Origin of the sequence: Geodermatophilus sp. CPCC 205761, assembly GCF_051383655.1 — a bacterium.
Classification (GTDB): Bacteria; Actinomycetota; Actinomycetes; order Mycobacteriales; family Geodermatophilaceae; genus Geodermatophilus.
Map to the genome: position 1 here is coordinate 1 of NZ_JALPKQ010000102.1, position 1634 is coordinate 1634.

2 protein-coding genes are annotated in these 1634 nt (G+C 76.6%); one reads left to right on the forward strand and one right to left on the reverse strand.

The window, feature by feature from the left end:
* Positions 1 to 1100: thiamine pyrophosphate-dependent enzyme (locus tag MY526_RS26890; RefSeq protein WP_436705481.1), on the forward strand; the 1100-nt coding region annotated here is incomplete at its 5' end.
* A 53-nt stretch (positions 1101 to 1153) separates the two neighbouring features.
* Here MY526_RS26890 and MY526_RS26895 read toward each other — a convergent pair.
* Positions 1154 to 1634, reverse strand: a 481-nt coding sequence (locus MY526_RS26895) for a C40 family peptidase (RefSeq protein WP_436705482.1), incomplete at its 5' end; no start/stop codon positions are given.

Genomic DNA, 1634 nt, shown 5'->3' on the forward strand with positions numbered 1-1634 from the left:
CCGAGCACGCCGAGCGGCTGGCGCACGCGCTGCGCCACGCCCGCCGGCCGGTGTTCGTGGCCGGCCGCGGCGCCCGCGGACCCGGCTGCCGCGCGGCGCTGGAGGCCCTGGCCGAGCGCTGCGGCGCGCTGCTGGCCACCTCGGCCGTGGCCAAGGGACTGTTCGTCGGCAGCCCGTGGTCGCTGGACGTCTCCGGCGGGTTCGCCTCGCCGCTGGCCGCGCAGCTCATCGGGGGCGCGGACCTCGTCGTCGGCTGGGGCTGCGCGCTCAACATGTGGACGATGCGGCACGGCCGGCTGATCGCCGCCGACGCCGTCGTCGTGCAGGTGGACGACGACCCCGCGGCGCTCGGCCTGCACCGCGAGCTCACCTTCGGGGTGGCCGGCGATGTCCGCGCGACCGCCGAGGCGGTGGCCGCCGTCCTCGGCGAGGTGGGGACGCCCGGCTACCGGACCCCCGCGGTGCGGACGGCGATCGCCGAGCGGGTGCGCTGGCGGGACGTGCCGTTCCAGCCGCTGGGCGGGCGCGACCGGATCGATCCGCGCACCCTCACGATCGCGCTGGACGACCTGCTGCCGGCCCAGCGGGTGGTCGCCGTCGACTCGGGCAACTTCATGGGCTACCCGAGCATGTTCCTCGACGTCCCCGACGAGTTCGGCTTCTGCTTCACCCAGGCCTTCCAGTCCGTCGGGCTCGGGCTGGCCACCGCGATCGGCGCGGCCCTGGCCCGGCCGGACCGGCTGCCGGTCGCCGCGCTCGGCGACGGCGGTGCGCTGATGGGCGCCGCGGAGCTGGAGACCGTCGTCCGGCTGGGCCTGCCGATGGTCGTCGTGGTCTACGACGACGCCGCCTACGGCGCGGAGGTGCACCACTTCGGGCCCGAGGGCCACCCGCTGGACACCGTCCGCTTCCCGGAGACCGACTTCGCCGCCATCGCCCGCGGGCACGGGTTCGAGGCGGTCACCGTGCGCGGCGTCGACGACCTCGCCGCGGTCGCCGGCTGGGTGGCCGGGCCGCGGGAGGCGCCACTGCTGGTCGACGCCAAGGTGGCCGCCGACGAGCCGTCGTGGTGGCTCGAGGAGGCGTTCCGCGGCCACTGACGGCACGGCCAGTGACCTGGAGGGGCAGAAATGGCCATTTCTGCCCCTCCAGGTCAGCCGGCGAGGCGGCGGGCGCTGTGGTAGCCGCCCATCGAGTCGACCGAGGCGACCTTCACCGGCTGGCCGTAGGTGGAGGCGTGCACCATCTGGCCGTTGCCGATGTAGATGCCGACGTGGCTGACCGGGCTGTAGAAGAACACCAGGTCGCCGGGCCGGAGGTCGGCGCGGGAGACCGGGGCGCCCATCGTCGACTGCATGCGGCTGGAGTGCGGCAGCCGCACGCCGGCGGCGGCGTAGGCGTACTGCACCAGACCGGAGCAGTCGAACGCGTCCGGCCCGGCGGCGGCCCAGACGTAGGGGTCGCCGCGCTGGGCCATCGCGGTGTCCACGGCCCGCTGCGCGGCGGCGCTGCCGGCGACGACCGGCGCGGCGGGGGCCGGGGCCGCGGCGGCGGTCACGCGGGCGGTCTCCTCGGCGGCGCGGACGACGGCGGTCAGGGCGTCGTCCTCCGGCTGCAGGCTGAGCCGGCCGGCG